The organism is Microbacterium sp. M, from assembly GCF_045181065.1.
Lineage (GTDB): Bacteria > Actinomycetota > Actinomycetes > Actinomycetales > Microbacteriaceae > Microbacterium.
This window is the reverse complement of record NZ_CP173721.1, coordinates 197,305-213,669: the sequence shown is the minus strand read 5'-3', so window position 1 is coordinate 213,669 and position 16,365 is coordinate 197,305. Positions and strand designations below refer to the sequence as shown.

Sequence of the window (16,365 nt, the reverse complement as noted above, 5' to 3'; positions counted from 1 at the left end):
CTAGTCTGCTGCCATGGCGAAGAACGAAGCACGTCGCAATGCGTTGGCGGATGCCGGCATCGCCGTCCTGGCCACCGAAGGATCACGCGGTCTCACGCATCGCGCGATCGACGAGCGCGCCGGGGTGCCGATCGGGACCGCGTCGAACTACTTCCGCACCCGCGAGACTCTGATCGCCGGGCTGTTCGAACGGATCGGCGCCCGCCTCGCGCCGACGCCGGAGGACCTCGAACACCGAGCCGCGCAGGAGCCGAGTCGCGAACTGTTCGCCGAATACCTGCGCGACATCGTGCGGCGCCTGTCGACCGAGCGCGAGGTCACGCTCGCACTGTTCGAGCTGCGGCTGGAGTCGGCGCGCCGTCCCGATCTCGCCGATACCGTCTCGTCATGGCTGCGCACCGGATTCGCCGCCGACGTCGCGTTCAACGACGCCGCCGGCCTCCCAGGCGGCGCCCGCGAGATCGCCCTGTTCCACTATGCGATCGACGGCCTCCTGCTCGACCGGCTCACGTCATCCATCGACCCCGGGACGTCGACGGATGCCATCGTCGACGCTCTCGTCGACGGGCTGCTGCCGCGGCATCCCTGACGTTGCGGTTGATCGTGCCGGCAAGCCGGCCTCCCGCCGCGGGATGTCCGGGTTCGCGAGGGTGCGAAGGCGCATCGACCGCACGAACCCGGACACGCGTCTCAATGATGTCCGGGCTGATGCGGGTTGACCGTGGCGCGACCCGCACCAACCCGGACACGCCTCAGGGGGCTCCGTGTCAGGTCCGGCGCGGTCCTCAGACCGCGACGTCGCCCACCAGGTTCACCCTGATCCCCATGCCGGCGAACATCGCCGCCTTCGCGACGAGCGCCTTGTCGGCCGTCTCGGCATCCGGGGCGTACACGAGCTGCGCGTGATTGGCCTTGTGGCGGGCCATGAACTGGTCGCGGGTCTGCCCGTGCAGCACGACGTGCGCGATCGGCCACTCGGGGTTGGTGGCCTCCTTGCGGCGCTGCGTCTCGGCATCCGGAAGCTCGATGACCGAGCCGCGGAAGATGTCGGCCTGCAGGATGCCGTCGGCGATGAACACGCGCGAAAGCACGACCTCGCCGGGCTGGGAGACGCCGTTGATCGTCGCGCCGCCGGCCGGGAAGAAGACGTGCCCCTGACGCCAGCCCTCGGCCTTGTCCCAGCCGCCGAGGTGGGATGCCGGGACGGACCCCGAGATCTCGTAGACCCAGACGAACTGCCCGTCGTAGTCCTCGCCCCAGCGCACGTCGTGCAGGGTGTTGTCGGGGACGAGGCCCATGGCCCGCCACACGCGGTCGGTCACGAGCGCATCGACGGCGACGCCCTCGTCCGCCTCGTTGAAGTGCGGGAAGGCGCGACCCTCGTGCAGGACGCGGGATCCGTCGCGGGAGCGCACCGGCGGGCGCTCGGTGGAGTTCAGGATGCCTTCGGCCAGGTCGGATGCCGGGACGAGGTCCTTCAGCCCCTGCTGGTACTGGATGCCCACGGCATCCAGTCCGAAGTCGTCGGCGATCCGCAGCGCGGCGATGTACATCTTCAACTGCCACTGCACCTGGTCGCGGGTGAGCTCTGTCGCGGCATCCGAACCGTACTGGAAGGTCATGCCGTGCTCGATCAGCCAGTCGTAGGCGGCGTCGGCCTCGGCATCCGTGACCTCGAGCATCTCGGCGTAGAGGGCCGACTGCGAGAGCCGCTCCTTGTAGACGCCGGTCCGATTCAGCAGCTCGTCGTCGAAGATGGCGTTGTACATGCCCATGCAGCCCTCGTCGAACACACCGATGATGGCCTTGTCGGCGAGGAGTTCGGCGGCGAGCGCCTCCCCGAGCTCCTTCTCCGGGGAGTCGGGCAGCGGGGGAAGAGCGCGCACGTGCGAGGCGTCGTGCGTGATCGCGCCGGTCTCGGTCCACTCCGCCAGGCCCTTCTTGAACCAGTCGTCGGTGAAGTCGACCGACCAGATCGTGGCGTAGGGCTTGCCCATCTTGGTCAGGCCGGCGTTCAGGCCGAGCAGGCCGACGAGGCCCGGCCAATCCGGCGCGAAGTTCGCCGTCGTGAGGATCGGGCCCTGGTGCGTGCGGAGGCCGGCGAGCACGTGGTGGGAGTACTGCCAGTTGGCCGTGGCGACGACCAGGGGCGCGTCGACAGGAATGCTCTTGAACACCTCGAGGCCCATGCGCTGGCTGGAGATGTAGCCGTGGCCGGTCGCCGGGTCGACGCCGAAGGGACGGACGACGGTCCAGCCGAGCTCCTCGAACGCGCGCGTCACTGCGGCTTCGGTCGCCTCCTGCACCGGCCAGCCGGCGACGTTGGCTGATTCGCGCAGGTCGCCGGAGGTGATGAGGTAGGCCGTCCGGGGCGCGGATGCCGGACGGGATGCCGGGGCGGGGAGCGTGTAGGTCATGATGGGTCTCCGTTGTGGGTGATGGTCAGCTGGGCGGTGTCCCCGGTGCGGAGCCGGAGGTCGCGGGCGACGGTCCGATCGCGCAGTACGAGGTGGTCGAGGTCGAGTGCGCCGCCCCGGAGGGTCAGGGCGATCTGCTGTTCGTCGATCTCGACCTCACCCCACCCCGTCCCGGTCGTGAACAGTGATCGGAACCGCCCCGGCGCGGCGGGTGCGAACGCGAGGGTCTTCGACGGCGCGTCCCACTGCGCGCCCGATGCGCCGAGCAGCAGCGCCCAGGACGCCAGCGAGCGGGCGTAGTGGTTGCCGCACTCGATCTCATTCCACGGGTTGCGGTGCGTCCCGTCGTAGCGGGCGCGCAGCGCGCGTTCGATCCGCAGCGCGTCATCGACGCGACCGGCGAAGAGAAGAGATGCCGCGACCTGATGCTCGACGCCGGTCCACACCTCATCCGAATAGACGAACGGGATGCCGGGTCGGCCGCCGTGCGGCCAGGATGCGAGCAGCAGCCCGCCCTCGTCGTTCAGCGCATAGACGCGCTGCGTGCTCTCGTGGCGGGTGAGGTCTGCGCGGTGGTTGTGCGTGACGATGGCGGCGAGGGCTGAGTCGACGTGGTCGCGGGGCAGCAGGTAGCCGAGCCCGCCGATGAAGGCGTGGAACTGGCCCAGCAGCTGGTCGGACAGCACTCCGTCACCGTACTGATAGCGATGCGCATCGGGGTCGTCGATGATCTGCCGGTAGTACTCGCCGTTCCAGAGCAGGGCGTCCATGGCTGCGGCGACGCGGTCTGCTCGGTCGCCCCACTGCTGCGCGCGTTCCTGTTCGCCGAGGTGGGTCGCCATGCGTACGCCTGCACGAAGCGCCGCCAGGAGCATGCTGTTCGCCAGCGGCTCCGTCCCATGGAACTCGATGTCGTAGGTGTTGTGCAGCTCGCCGTCGAGCAGAGTGTCGCCGTCGCGATCCCACTCCCGCACGGCGTACTCCAGAGTTCGTGCCGCCGCCGGCCACAGTTCACGGAGGAAGGCGTCGTCCCCGCTGAAGCGCCATTCGCGATGCAGGCGCAGGAAGGTGCCCAGCTGTCCGTCGACCGCCGGGCCCATGAACCACGACGGGCCGCCGAAGATCCGGTTGCCGCGGAACTTCTGGGCGCCCGTGCCGTCGGTCTCGAGCAGATACTCGGCCCGCCGCGCCGTGCGTTCGAGCGAGGGGAACAGCCAGGCCACGGTCTGCGCGTAGGACCACACGTGCGTGCACGTGCCCTCGCAGGATCCGCCATGGTCGAACGACCCCTCCCACGCGGCGAACACGGGTCCGTCGCCGAGTGCGGAAACCGGCGATTCCAGGACGAAGCAGGTGGTCGAGCGCAGCGCGGCGATGTTCGCGCCGACGGCGTCGGCGAGGACGGGGTCGAGTGTTCCGCCGTACAGCGCGTCGACGAAAGCCGTCGTCGCCGCCTCGAGCCGAGGCAGCTCGCGATGCAGGTGGGCGGCGGCGGCCCAGGCATCCGGCCAGAGCGTCGCGTAGTGATTCCTCACGACGTCGTCCGCATGCGGGTCCTGGAAGACGATATGCCCCTTCCACCCGCGAACGCGATTCGGGAAGCACCACGACAGCACGAACTCGAAGTCCCGACTCTCCCCCGGCGCGAGCTCGTGCACGATCCCGAGGGAGCCGGTGCGCACGCGCGGGAGCTTGTCGAGCATCTGCTCTTCCGTGAGCGCGACCTCTTCGGCGTCGTCGCCCGTCTCCGCGAACAGGCCGCGTGGACGGTCCTCGAGCGTCAGCCGTGGTTCCTCGTCGAGGCGACCGTCATCGGTCAGATCGTCCCAGAACAGACGAGCCCCATCGGGCCAGTAGCTCGTCACCCACTGGGGCTTGACCGTCGTGGATTCGTCGGCGGTCGTCAGACTCAGCGTCCCGTAGCCGGGATCATCCTCAGAGAGGTCGATGCCGAAGTCGAGTCCGCGGATGCCGTCCTCTTCGCGCCAGCGCACGGACTGCGCTGCACGCATTCCCCAGGGGCCTTCGCCGCGACCGGCCGTGTGCGAGACGCTGCCGACCACCGTGACATCGACGGGGACGGCGAGCGGGTTGGTCACACGGTACCGCAGCACGGCCGCGGGGATGCCGGAGGCGTCGGCGTCCAGCGGAACCAGCGGGGTGAAGGCCCGCAGGGAGACACCGACCGGGAACGCATCGTCCACGAAGTCGATGTCGACGATCGGATACTCGCCGCGCAGGGTCGACCCCGCCAATCGCGGAAGGCCCAGGAGCCGATCGAACGCGTACCCCGCATCCGCATCGTGGCGCCCGGTCGGTCGCGCCTCCAGCACCCGGGCGATCGACGGACCGCCGACCGGCTGCGCGTGGATCGCGAAGAACGAGTACGGGTTGTGCCGGCCCTTGTCCGGACCGTTCTCGAGCTCCCAGTCCCTGAACTCTCCACGCGCACCGAGCGAGACGTTGCCCGTGCCGATGCCACCGAGAGGGAAGGCGGTGCTCTCGGACGTGTGCGCGATGCCTCGCGCTCGCGTCGTCATGCCCACACCTCTGTGATCGCCATGCCGCCACTGTACGCGAAATCGATTTCAAGCCGCAAGCGCGACAACATCTGTCGCGCGCCATCTTCAGCGGACGGCGCTGGCCGCCTGCAGTTCATTGCGCAGCACGACCGTCCGAGCCGGCTGCTCATCGCCGCGGATTCGTTCGAGCAGCATCTTGGCGGCGGTGACGCCCATGTGCCTCGCCGGGAGCCGGACGACCGTGACCGCCGTCGGCGAGAGAGTCGTGAACGGAAGCGAGCCGATCACCGCAACACCCAGCTTGGGCGGCGTCAGATCGTGCTCCGTGAGCACCTGGATCGCACCGACGCCGATGAGGTTGTTGCCCGCGACCACGGCATCCGGCGGCTCGGGCAGCGCGAGAAGCTCTTCCATCGCAGCCCGTCCGCCGTCCACACGGAACGTGGCGAAACGCAGGAGCTCCTCGGTGGCCGCCTCTGGTGCACGGGCGGCCAGGGCGTCACGCCATCCGGCGGCGCGTTCCGCTGCCGTATCGATGTGCGCAGGTCCGCCGATGTAGGCGATCCGCCGATACCCGGCATCCAGCAGCGCCCCTGTCGCGGACGCTCCGGCCGCACGGTTGGCCATCACGACGCCATCGACGTCGTAGGTCGTGCTCCGATCGACCGCGACGATGGGACGACCGGTCGCGAGGACCTCGTCGAGACTGCTCTGCTCGGACGCCGTCGCGATGATCACGCCGGACATGTGTTCGGCGATCGCGATCTGCAGGTACGTGGACTCCTTCTCCAACTGCGCGTCGGAGTTGCACAGCACGACGGAGTAGCCGGCCTCGGATGCGACATCTTCGACACCTCTGGCCATCTCCGTGAAATACGGATTCTCGATGTCGGGGATGATCAGTCCGATAACCTCACTGCTCTGGCGGCGCAGCGTCCGAGCCGTTCGATTGGGCGTGAACCTCAACTGCCGAGCGGCCTTGCGAACCGCGTCGGCTTTCGGCGCTGAGACGCTCGTGCCGTTGAAGACGCGCGAAACCGTCGCGGGTGAAACCCCCGCGAGCTCAGCGACGTCGTAGATCGTGGCCATGTGCACCTTCCCCCCAGCCCAGTCACTGTATCGCGCGCGGCGCGGCTCTGGCGAGAGTTGTTGAAATCGATTACATTAAACAGCGACTCCAGACCTGACGCACAAGGACGTGAATCGACCATGGCACTCGCTTCAGACATCTCCTCCGTTTCAGCGCTGCGCTCCGTGCAGACACGATCGATATCGCCGGAGAACTTCGACGGATCGGTCGGCGGGGGCGGCCGCGCCACGGAGGGAACGGGCGCCTCGTGCGCTCGCGACCTGGGCCGGGGATGGAAGATCTCACCCAGCGTCGACATCAAGGCCGGCGAGACCTTCGAGCTCGCCTCGATCCCCGGTGCGGGCAGGATCACGCACATCTGGATCACCACGCACACCGACAACTGGCGGACGCTCCTGCTGCGCGCGTACTGGGACGGTGCAGAGGAGCCGGCCGTCGAAGTGCCCTACGGCGACTTCTTCTGCAACGGCTGGGGCGTCTTCGCCCAGGTCGACTCGCAGGCCATCGCCGCGAATCCGCACGGCGGGTTCAACTCCTACTGGCCGATGCCCTTCCGCGACGGCGCGCGCCTCACCATCGAGAACACCTCGGTGGTCGACGTCCGCGTGTACTACCAGGTGACGTATGAGATCGGCGGCGACTATTCGAACGAGGCCTATTTCCACGCTCAATGGCGGCGGTCGAACCCGCTCGAAGACCTCACCCCGCACGTCATCCTCGAGGGCATCGAGGGACAGGGACAATACGTCGGGACGTACATCGCGTGGGGCGTGAATTCGAACGGCTGGTGGGGTGAAGGAGAGATCAAGTTCTACCTCGACGACGACACCGACTATCCGACGATCTGCGGCACCGGCACCGAGGACTACTTCGGCGGCGCGTGGAACTTCGACATCCCCGGCGAGGGCTACACCCCCTTCTCGACGCCGTATCTGGGGATGCCGCAGGTGATCCGCCCCGATGGCCTCTACGTCTCGCAGCAGCGCTTCGGCATGTACCGCTGGCACCTGCCGGACCCGATCCACTTCTCCACCGGCATCCCCAAGGTCGACATCCAGGCGCTCGGTTGGCGCAGCGGCTGGCGGTACCTCCCGTTGCGGGACGACATCGCCTCCACCGCGGTGTTCTATCTCGACCGTCCGACGGCGCGACGTCCGAAGACGCCGACCGCCGACGATCTGGAGGTTCACCTAGGAACGGCTCCTGTGCCCGACATCGGTGCGACGCCGTCGCGAGCACCACAGGAGTGAGGAGCACGATGACGCACGCGACCTATCCCGACCTCTCCGGCAAACTCGTCGTCATCACCGGCGGCGGCCGCGGAATCGGACTGGCGACGGCCAGACGCTTCCGCGCGCAGGGTTCGCGGGTCGTGGTGGTCGACCTCGCGGTGACCGATCCCGATCTGGATGCCGAGTTCCTCCAAGTCGATGTGACGGATGCCGAGGCTGTCGAGGCCGCGGCATCCGATGTCGTCGCTCGCTTCGACGCCCCGGATGTCGTGCTCAACGCGGCGGGGATCGTGCGGTCGGCGAGCGCCGAGGACATGACCGTCGCCGACTGGCGACAGGTCGTCGACATCGACCTGTCCGGCACCTTCTACGTGTGCCAGGCGTTCGGGCGCCGGATGCTGGATGCCGGACGCGGCAGCGTCGTCAACATCGCGTCCATGAGCGGCAGCATCAGCAACTTCCCGCAGAAGCAGGTGAGCTACAACGCGGCGAAAGCCGGCGTCGTTCACCTGACGAAGACGCTGGCCGGCGAATGGGCCGACCGAGGCGTACGGGTGAACTCGGTATCGCCGGGGTACATCGCCACCGACCTGACCGCAGCGCTACTGGAGCGCGAACCGGAGCTCGGGGTGACGTGGCGCGAACGCACGCCGATGGGACGGCTCGGCACACCGGACGAGGTCGCCTCGGTCATCCTGTTCCTCGCGTCGGAGGCGTCCAGCTTCATGACCGGATCCGACGTGATCGCCGACGGCGGGTACACGGTCTGGTGATCAGCGAAGGGTGACGGCCGGAGCGTCGCCGGCCAGCGCGGCGCGAGCCCAGGTTTCGACTCGGTCGGCCACCTGCGCCGGTGTGAGCGCGTCCGTGTCGATGAGCGCCACCGGCCAGCGTGCATCGCCGGACTCCCAGTCCGCCCAGCGTTCCCAGTCCATCGGCACCGCGCTCGGCACGCGGATGACCTCGGGCAGGTGTCGCGGATCCGCCGCATGCGCGGCGAACCAGGCACCGAACCGCAGGTGATGGATGAGCCCGTCCTCCTGCTCGCCGCGTCCGAGCAGCCGCGACCGCTGCACGTCGGCCGAGGCCGTCAGGACACAGACGGCGATGCCGTCGAGGAGATCGGCGGACGGCGCCGCGAGCAGCTCGCCGGGCGGCACCTGGCCGCACAGGAGCACGTGCTTCCCCTCATCCTGCGCGTCGACGGCGAACCGCACCCAGTGCTCGATCGCACCATGCCGCCAGGACGTGTCGGCGTCCTCCGGCACGCCGATGCTGTCGAACTCGACGCCCACGACAGGTGCGTCGAGATCGGCTCGCTCGAGCGCCACGAGAATCGTGGACTTGCCGACGCCGCTCGCGCCGGACAATGACAGCAGCATCCGACTCCCTACTTGAGCCCGGCCATCTTGATGTTGCCGATGATCTGACGCTGGAAGATCAGGAACAGGATGATCACGGGCGCCGCGGCGAGCACCGAGCCGGCCATCAGCAGCCCGAGCTCGCTGCTGCGCTCCGATCGGAACGTCGCCAGGTACTGCTGCACGACGAACCGCTCCGGCGTGGTGATGGTCATGATCGGCCAGACATACGAGTTCCAGTAGGCGAGGAACGCGGTGATGCCCATCACGACGAACGGCGGCTTGGACAGCGGCAGGAAGATGCGGAAGAAGATGCGTACGCGCCCGCAGCCGTCGAGCATCGCCGCCTCCTCCAGACTCGCCGGGATGTTCAGGTAGAACTGGCGGATGAAGAACACGGTCGCAGCGCTCGCGGCGCCGGGAATGACCAGGACCGCCAGGGTATCGAGCATGGACAGTCTCGTGACGACGATGAAGCTCGTGAGCAGGATCGTCATGCCAGGGATGAACATCGTCGTGATCACGGCCACCCACAGCGTCCGTTTGAACCGGAAGTCCAGGCGGGCGAACGCATAGGCCGCCAGCGAGTTCACGCTGAGGTTGAGCAGTGTGAACAGCACGGCTCCGAGGAAGGTCCACCCCATCGTCCGCGTGAACGTGGGGTCGGCGAGGATCTGCGCGTAGTTCTCCCAGCGCCAGACCTCGGGGAAGAACTGGAACGGGGTCTGGATGACCTCGGTCTTGGACTTGAATCCGGCGATCACCATCCACGCCAGCGGGAACAGCGCCGCCACGATGAAGAGCACGCCGGCGATGACCTTGCCGATGATGACCAACCAGGATCCTGGCGTACGCGGCAACCGGGCGCGTTTGGGCTCTCGTCCTTCGAGCACGATGCGAGTTGTCTCCTGCATGACGGTCATGTCAGTCCACCAGCCTTTCGGAGTTGACGAACTTGAACACGATCGCGGACACCGTCCCCAGCACGACGAACATCACGAGGGCCGCGGCGATCGAGTACCCGACATTGATGTCATTGCGGAAGTGATTGAAGATGAACAGGTTCGGCAGCATCGTGGAGTCGAGCGGCCCGCCGTTGGTCATGACCAACGGGAGTTCGAACTGCTGAATGGCCGCGACGAAACCCGTGACGAGCAGGAACAGGATGATGTTCTTCATCTGCGGCAGCGTGATGTACGCCGTCTTCTGCCACCAGTTGGCGCCCTCCATGGCGGCCGCCTCGTAGAACTCCTGCGGGATGTCGACCATCGCCGCGACCATGATCAGCGAGGTGAGCCCCATCCCCAGCCAGATCGCGGGAATCGCGATCGCGAGCAGCGCCCATGCCGGGTCGCCGATCCACGCGATCGGGTCGATTCCGAACTGCCCGAGGAACCAGTTCAGCAGTCCGCCGGAGTAGTCGTAGATCAGCACGAAGATGATCGAGGTGATCACCGAGGAGATGATCGTCGGGATGTAGATGCTCACCTTCAGGATGCTGGCGAAGCGCCGCGAGACGCTGACCACGAGGCTCGCGAACAGGAACGCCAGTACGAGCATCGGCGGCACGGTCATCGCCACGAACACGAAGCCGCGCCCGACGGATGCCCAGAACAGCCGGTCGCTCAGCACGTCGGTGAAGTTCTTCCACCCGACGAACTCCGGGTCCTTGTAGAAGCTCCAATCCTGGAAGGACAGGAATCCGGCGTAGATCGCCGGCCAGACGACGAAGATCCCGAGAAGGACGACCACGGGGAGCAGGAAGAGGTACGCCACCTTTCCGTCCCGATATCTGTACGTGTCCTGACGCTTCTTGATCGTCCTGCGATCGACTGCTGCTGTGGCCATGTCCAACCGTTCTCTCGTGACCAGGGCGTTCGAGACTCGTGGGGACCGGTGCATCACCGGTCCCCACGAGTCGCGGATCAGTTCGCCGGGGCCTTGTCCGCCAGGCCGTCGCGCTCGATGACCGTCTGGATCGCCGACTGGGCTGTCGCGATCGCGTCGTCGACGGAGGCGGATCCCTTCATGGCCGACTCCATCGCGGTGCCCACTGCGAGCGAGACGTCCCAGGGGTAGGTGGGCTCGGGGATGGCGTCGGGAGCGATCTCGTCCACGATGATGCTCGACCAGGGTGCGTCGGCCGCCTCATCGCTCTCGGCGACGGCATCCTGCACCGATTGCCGGACCGGCACCTTGGTGAACTGGGTGTCGACGAAGAACGGGACGAGGTTCTCGGCCTCACCTGCGATGGCCCACTCCAGGAACGCGCCGGCGGCTTCCGCCTTCGAGGTCTTGGCGTCGATGACCCACTTGAAGTTGCCCAGCGTGGTCGCGGTCCGCTCACCGTCGGACGCATCCGGGAACGCGCCGATGCCGGTCTTGCCGAGCACGTCGCTGTAGTCGGACCCGAGTTCGGACATCATCCACGAACCGGACACCTTGAAGGCGACCTTCTCCTCACCGAAGTCCTTGCCTTCGACGTACGCGGCGAGCGCCTGCTTGGGCATGTACCCCTCATCCCAGAGGGTCTTGTACTTCGCCATGAGGTCGCGGTATCCGTCATCGTCGATGTTCGGGGCTGTCCAGTCGTCGCTGAGGGCCGTGTGCCCGGCGAAGTTGTACTGCTGCCCGACAGACGACCACGCGAAGGTCACCGCATCCTGCGCCGGAGAGATGCAGTACTGCCCGTCCGCGAGGGTGGGCTGGATCTCGGCGCACGCCGCGAGCAGGTCATCCCACGTCTCGGGGCCGTTCTCCGAGTCGACACCGGCGGCATCCAGCAGATCCTTGTTCCAGAACAGCACCGTCTGCGGCTCGAGAAGCAGCGGGTAGGCGTAGAAGGTGCCGTCGATCTCGGACACCGGCTTCGCCGCGTCGATGATCTCGCCGAGCGCCTCCTCGGAGACCACCGAGTCCAGGTCGTGCAGCTGTCCTGCCGTGACAGCATCCTGGATGCTGCCGGCATGCGTGTAGATGTCCGGTGCCTTGCCGGCGGCCTGCGCGGCCTTCATCTTCTGATCCCAGGCATCCGCCGGCACCTCGGTGTCGACGACCTTGACCTCGTCCTGGGACTCGTTGAACTGCTTGACGATGTTCTCGTACCACTCGTTCTCCACCGGAGTGAAGGTCCGGTGCCAGAACTGGATGGTCGTGACGCCTTCCTCGTCGCCGTCGTCGGCGGACTGCCCCGGAGTGCTGGAGCCGCATCCGGCCAGCAGCGCCACCGCGGAGACCGCCCCCAGAGCGGTGACGACGAGACGGCGAGTGCGTGTCGTTCTCAACATGGTTCCTCCTCAGGAACTCGACTCGTCCTCGAGTCGTTTGCTGTGTTCGGCGGATGCCGAGGGTGACGGCCGCGCACATCGATCGGCTGCGACCGGGTAGCGTCAGATTATGCGAAATCGATTTCAAGCGCAACACCTCAATCGGCTCGATCGAGCTCGGCGGAGAACCAGAAGACGTTGTACGGCCCCCACAGCGACAGCGTGAAGTAGATCGTCTTTCCGCCATCGCCGACGTAGCGCGGATTGAGGTACGGCGAGTAGAGCCCTTGGTGGTCGCCAACGGAGACGAGCTCGATCGGTTCAGCCCACGGACCCCACGGTGTGACGCCTTCGCGGATGTACGCGTTGCCCGCATCGGAGTAGGTCATCACCCATCTCTCGAGGTACTCCGACCACATCACGGAGTGCTCGCCGATGGTGCCTTCGACGACCGGACGCGCGTCATCGATGTCGTGCGACCACATCGGCCGATCGGAAGCGACGCCGGCGAAGTACTCGTACGCGCCCTGGTCCTCCACATCGGCGGTCGCCGCCGGCACCCTCATGAGGCGCACGTCGCCGAAGCGGCCGGCCGGGATCCCCCAGATGTACAGATAGTCGCGCCCCTCGTCACGCACACCGGCCACGGAGAACTGAATGAACCCTGAGTCGCCGGGCCACTGCACATCAGGCACGGGCTTCCAGGTCTCACCCCCGTCGCGCGACGCGATCAGCGCGGAGTGGTTGGCGTCCCATGCACCAGGGTCGCCCCAGTAGCGCACCGACATGTACGCGACGTAGATCGTCTCTCCGACGGTGAACCCATGGGTGGGGATCTTCGTGACCTCGCCACCTGCGCCGTTCGCATCGTGATCGCCCTCGATGAGCGCCGCAGCCAGACCGATGTCATCCTCGACCCAGCCGTCGAAGGTGATCCCGTCGGACGGGTCGTCATCGGTGGACCACGCCGCGACGTTCGAGCGCCAGAACTCGCCCTGTCCGCCGATCGATTCCGGGTCCCGCTCGCCGAACGTGTCGCCGAACAGGAACAGCGTTCGCTCGCCGACGTTCACCATCGATCCGAGATCCGTCCCCGCCACGGACACGGATGCCGTGTCGTTGATCGCATCGGGGCCGGTCAGCTGCGCGATCTCGGTCACGTTCGACACCCCGCTGAGCCGAAAGGGCTTGTCGGGGTCGGCATCGATGGTCACCGCCTCCCCCGTCGAGCATGCCGCGACGGTGAGCACAGCCAGAGCGGATGCCGCGATGCTGACGGTGCGATGGATTCGACGGTTTTCACGGTGCATGATCCTCCTCGATCAGGCGCCACTCTAGCGAAATCGATTTCAGCAAGCTACCGTATCCGGCATGCGATCGAACTGGCTGCGCCCATCGGACTCCCCCTCATCGCCGCCCCGGTGGGGCCATGCGGACGGCATGCAGATCGGCATCCCTCCGCTTCCCGGCCCGCGTGGGCTGCTGCGTGTCTACACCCCGTATCTCGGTCACGCCGAGAACCGCCTGGTGAACTTCATCGCGATCGAACCGATCGTGCGGGGTGATGACGAGCGCGGCTATTCCGAGCTGGAGCCGAGCGCTCTCGACCCTGGGCAGAACGGCAAGAGACTGTGGCCGCTCGATCGTCCCGGCGACTCGCCTTCCGCGCGGCCGACCGCCGGCGTGATCGAGGACGTCGACGGCGTCGAGACCCTCACGATCTGGATCGGCGTCGAGCGGTTCGACAATGGGGCCGGCGTGCGTGTGCGCGTGCGGTTCCGCGCCGACCGCCCGCACGAAGTCGAGGTCGCCGGTTTCACGACCGATGAATCCGCGCCGCTGGATGCGTTGGTCCTGACCGCGACGATGGGCAACTGGGCCCGGTTGCGGGTGCTCGAACTCGCCGATCTCCCGGTCACCCCGGCAGAGCTGTGGCCGGGCTTCTCCGGCACCGGATTCGCCGAGCACGCGCGCTTCTCGCTGTCGGAGCTTCGCCGAGAGGGCGATGCCGCGGTCGTCAGCGCGATCGGCGATGAAGAGGATCCCTGGTCGGTCTCGTATTCGGCCGACACCGCCGAGCACTGGCACTTCCTCGGTGAACGCGCGAGACAGACCTGGATCGTCGACGATCCCCACCCGCATCTTCAGGTTCTCGTCAATGCACGATGGGCGTACTGGGCGAGCGCGTCGCCCATTCCCGGCGGCCCGGCCTTCGAGAACTTCGAGGTCTTCGAGCCGTACCGCGAGGGAGCGGCCTACCGATTCCGGGTCGAGGTGCTGGCGGAGTGACAACCGCTTCGCGATCTCGACCTCCCGTCACCGACCACCGCACACACACCTGCGCTCCGTAGACTCGCCAGATGACGCGGTGACCGCGCGGGAGAGGAGGCGATGGCAGCGTGCGTTGGCGGACGATCTTCGGTGTGCTGCGCCTGCTCACCGCCGCCGTCTGCCTCGGCGCCCTGACCCATCGCCTGTTCTGGGGGCTGAGCTCGAACACCGTCGCCGGCGACAACTTCTTCGCCTACCTCACGGTGCAGTCGAACTGCGCGCTGGTCGCTCTGCTCGCGATCGGCGGCGTGCTGGCCCTCCGGCGGGAGACCGACCCCCGGTGGTTCACGATCGCTCTCGCGCTCGTGCTCACCTGGACGATCACCGCCGGCCTCGCCTTCGCACTGATCGTCTGGCAGGCCGGACTGCGCGGCATCCGCATCGACGTGCCCTGGTCGGACCAGCTGCTGCACTTCTGGCTCCCCGCCTGCACTGCTCTCGCCTGGGGCCTCACCCCGGGACACCGCCGGGTCACGTGGTGGGTGGCGCCGGCATCCCTCGCGTTCCCGATCCTGTGGGGCATCGTGACGCTGTGGCGCGGGCCGTCGATCGGCTGGTATCCGTACTACTTCCTCGACCCGCGCCAGGTCTCGGGGCCGCCCGAGTTCATCGTGACCTGCGCACTCGCGCTGGCGATGTTCGCGCTGGTCGCGACGGCCGTCGTCGGAGTGAGTCGGATGCCGAGCCCGTGGGCGCCGCTCGCGCGACGGCGCGCGACGAGGACGGGCTACTCCGCGTCGGCGGAGGGCATGAACGGCGCCAGCGACGTGAGTGCCGCGACGACAGCCTCCTGATCGCCGAGCGCGGCGAACTCCTCCGCCGCATCGCCGCCGACGAGACCGACGAGCACGGGCTCTCCCGTCGTGGGCTGGAGATTGAACCACGTGCGGATGACGGCGTCCCCGCCGACCACGTGCCACAGCGCCGCCTCGGTCTCCCAGAAGGCCTCGTCGAAGCGCAGCCAGATCGTCTCGATCGCGCCGACGCCGAGATCGGCGATCGCCCCGCGATGCGTGAACGGCAGCGCGGGCGAGAACTCGACGCCGCCGTGCTGGAGGACGCCGAGCGGCACGGTCAGCACGACGCGATCGAACGACAGCGACTCGCCCGTTCCCAGCCGGAGGCTGACGCCGGTGTCGTCGTATGCGACGCGCGACACGGGGGACGACAGACTCACTTCCAGGCCCTGGAGCAGCGTCTCGATGAAGACCGACAGATCGGCGGACGGCGCCGCATAGCTCTCCGGTGGAAGGCCGGGCGGGAACCAGGACGACAGGACGTCAGGGCCACCGCCGGATGCCGCGGTCACCGCCGCGAGCAGTGCGGCCAGTGTCGGCTCCTCGGGGTCCGCACCGGCCTCGGTGAGCGCATCGGCGATGGAGAGGTCCGTCGGCTGAGTCTGCGCGGCCTCGAGCGCACCGGTGAGGACGGCAGCGTCGGCCGCGTCGACCGCGCCGTCGGACGAGCGCCACTCGGCCTCGACCAGATCGAGCAGGCGGGTGTCGTCGCCGGCGAACCGCTCACGCAGATCGGTGTCGTCGACGCCCAGGAGCCAGCCACCGAGCTGGACCGGGATGGGCCAGGCATCGTCGACGCGCGAGTCGACGCGTCCGCCGAGCCGGTCACGGGCCTCGAAGACGGTCACTTCGGCGCCCTCTGCGGTCAGCTGACCTGCGGCCACGGCACCGGCGAGCCCTGCCCCGACGACCGCGATGCGCTCACCGGCAGCGGCGCGCGTGCGCAGAGCAGTCGCCGCGCGCTCTCCGGATCGGATGGCGCCGCGCATCGTGCCAGGGTTCTCGGTGTCGACCGCCTCGCCGGCGAAGAACACGCGCTGTTCGATCGACTCCGCGAGCGCGGCGCGCAGGCTCGGCTGCGCGCCGACCGGCGTGAAGCTCGCACCACCGCGGGAGAACGGATCCGTCGACCATGCGCTGCGCATCGAGTGCGTCGGCGCCGGTCCGTCGAACGTCGGAGGCGGCTGGGTCGGAGTGCGCGTCGGAGTCGGCGTGGGCGTCGTCTCGGGCGTGCAGGACGCGAGAAGCACACTCATGGCACCGACCCCGGCGCCGATCAGCAGCGTGCGACGTGTCATCCTCATCGTTTCGCCACCCTACCGCGACGACCTCGCTGTCCGGTGAGACGG

General features: G+C 67.7%; 14 protein-coding genes. 5 read left to right on the top strand and 9 right to left on the bottom strand.

What is annotated here, in order from left to right; translation table 11 throughout:
- Window positions 1–13 precede the first annotated feature (13 nt).
- Complete coding sequence (locus ACI7YT_RS01020) at window positions 14–589, top strand: TetR/AcrR family transcriptional regulator (RefSeq protein WP_406248350.1); 576 nt, start codon at window positions 14–16, stop codon at window positions 587–589.
- Between the two features lie 196 nt (window positions 590–785).
- Here ACI7YT_RS01020 and ACI7YT_RS01015 read toward each other — a convergent pair whose 3' ends face one another.
- The 3 genes from ACI7YT_RS01015 to ACI7YT_RS01005 all read right to left on the bottom strand — a co-directional run bounded on the left by ACI7YT_RS01015 (window position 786) and on the right by ACI7YT_RS01005 (window position 6,028).
- A complete protein-coding gene (locus tag ACI7YT_RS01015) occupies window positions 786–2,417 on the bottom strand; it encodes a fucose isomerase (protein ID WP_406248348.1) in 1,632 nt (543 codons plus the stop codon).
- Entirely contained in the window at window positions 2,414–4,957 is a 2,544-nt protein-coding gene (locus tag ACI7YT_RS01010) for a GH116 family glycosyl-hydrolase (RefSeq protein ID WP_406248346.1), read from the bottom strand. Before ACI7YT_RS01010 ends, ACI7YT_RS01015 begins: the two co-directional genes overlap by 4 nt.
- An 87-nt stretch (window positions 4,958–5,044) precedes the next feature.
- Window positions 5,045–6,028: a LacI family DNA-binding transcriptional regulator gene (locus tag ACI7YT_RS01005; RefSeq protein WP_406248344.1), complete on the bottom strand. Its 984-nt coding sequence runs from the start codon at window positions 6,026–6,028 to the stop codon at window positions 5,045–5,047.
- 120 nt (window positions 6,029–6,148) lie between these two features.
- On the opposite strand from ACI7YT_RS01005, the gene ACI7YT_RS01000 reads away from it, so the two are divergent.
- Entirely contained in the window at window positions 6,149–7,279 is a 1,131-nt protein-coding gene (locus ACI7YT_RS01000; protein WP_406248343.1) for a glycoside hydrolase family 172 protein, read from the top strand.
- Window positions 7,280–7,287: 8 nt separating this feature from the next.
- Complete coding sequence (locus tag ACI7YT_RS00995; RefSeq protein ID WP_406248342.1) at window positions 7,288–8,034, top strand: SDR family oxidoreductase; 747 nt, start codon at window positions 7,288–7,290, stop codon at window positions 8,032–8,034.
- On the opposite strand, the gene ACI7YT_RS00990 is transcribed toward ACI7YT_RS00995, so the two are convergent.
- The 5 genes from ACI7YT_RS00990 to ACI7YT_RS00970 form a co-directional block, all read right to left on the bottom strand.
- Window positions 8,035–8,643: a hypothetical protein gene (locus tag ACI7YT_RS00990; protein WP_406248340.1), complete on the bottom strand. Its 609-nt coding sequence runs from the start codon at window positions 8,641–8,643 to the stop codon at window positions 8,035–8,037. It abuts the gene before it with no gap.
- A gap of 8 nt (window positions 8,644–8,651) precedes the next feature.
- On the bottom strand, window positions 8,652–9,545 hold the full coding sequence (locus ACI7YT_RS00985) for a carbohydrate ABC transporter permease (protein WP_406248339.1): 894 nt from the start codon (window positions 9,543–9,545) through the stop codon (window positions 8,652–8,654).
- Window position 9,546: 1 nt separating this feature from the next.
- Entirely contained in the window at window positions 9,547–10,470 is a 924-nt protein-coding gene (locus ACI7YT_RS00980) for a carbohydrate ABC transporter permease (RefSeq protein WP_406248337.1), read from the bottom strand.
- 77 nt (window positions 10,471–10,547) lie between these two features.
- Window positions 10,548–11,909, bottom strand: coding sequence for an ABC transporter substrate-binding protein (locus tag ACI7YT_RS00975; RefSeq protein ID WP_406248335.1), 1,362 nt, complete (start codon window positions 11,907–11,909; stop codon window positions 10,548–10,550).
- 137 nt (window positions 11,910–12,046) lie between these two features.
- Window positions 12,047–13,198 (bottom strand): DUF4185 domain-containing protein, encoded by a 1,152-nt coding sequence (locus ACI7YT_RS00970; RefSeq protein ID WP_406248333.1) that lies wholly within the window; start codon window positions 13,196–13,198, stop codon window positions 12,047–12,049.
- A 61-nt stretch (window positions 13,199–13,259) separates the two neighbouring features.
- Between ACI7YT_RS00970 and ACI7YT_RS00965 the strand changes: the two genes are divergently transcribed.
- Entirely contained in the window at window positions 13,260–14,177 is a 918-nt protein-coding gene (locus ACI7YT_RS00965; protein WP_406248332.1) for a hypothetical protein, read from the top strand.
- 110 nt (window positions 14,178–14,287) lie between these two features.
- Window positions 14,288–15,013, top strand: coding sequence for a Pr6Pr family membrane protein (locus ACI7YT_RS00960; protein ID WP_406248330.1), 726 nt, complete (start codon window positions 14,288–14,290; stop codon window positions 15,011–15,013).
- On the opposite strand, the gene ACI7YT_RS00955 is transcribed toward ACI7YT_RS00960, so the two are convergent.
- Complete coding sequence (locus ACI7YT_RS00955; protein WP_406248328.1) at window positions 14,947–16,320, bottom strand: FAD-dependent oxidoreductase; 1,374 nt, start codon at window positions 16,318–16,320, stop codon at window positions 14,947–14,949. The two genes, ACI7YT_RS00960 and ACI7YT_RS00955, sit on opposite strands and share 67 nt — an antisense overlap.
- Window positions 16,321–16,365 lie beyond the last annotated feature (45 nt).